General features: G+C 43.9%; 1 protein-coding gene. It reads right to left on the reverse strand.

Translation table 11 applies throughout. The annotated features are described in order from the left end of the window. Positions 1 to 108 precede the first annotated feature (108 nt). A partial coding sequence (locus tag E1189_RS22155) for a hypothetical protein (protein ID WP_196220823.1) occupies positions 109 to 367 on the reverse strand: 259 nt, incomplete at its 5' end.

The raw sequence follows: 367 nt of genomic DNA on the forward strand, positions 1-367 counted from the left end.
CGCATAATGATGGCGAGTGGACTTTTGTTCTCCAAGGAACAACGCCGGGAGCGCAGCCCGCTACGAGACCGGCCTTCTACCAGAGCAGATTTTACCGTTCAGTGAGGTTTAATGTTTACGCGCTGATTTATGGAAACTTAGAGCACCTTTATAGTCATAATCCATTCTATGCAAAAGCTGCAGTGGAGTAGCCTCTTGCTGCTTTACTGGAGCAGTAACCTTACGTTCACCTTCTACAAGTAATAATGTAGCGGTCGCAATAGGAGGGTGTTTGTGATAAAAATCTAACCAGCCACTATACAAGTCCAGTACGGTACCATCGGTTATTCTAAGATCAATTGTATATTTGGTTTGCTCTGTAATTACA

Origin of the sequence: Parendozoicomonas verongulae, assembly GCF_009711465.1 — a bacterium.
Taxonomy (GTDB): domain Bacteria; phylum Pseudomonadota; class Gammaproteobacteria; order Pseudomonadales; family Endozoicomonadaceae; genus Sansalvadorimonas; species Sansalvadorimonas verongulae.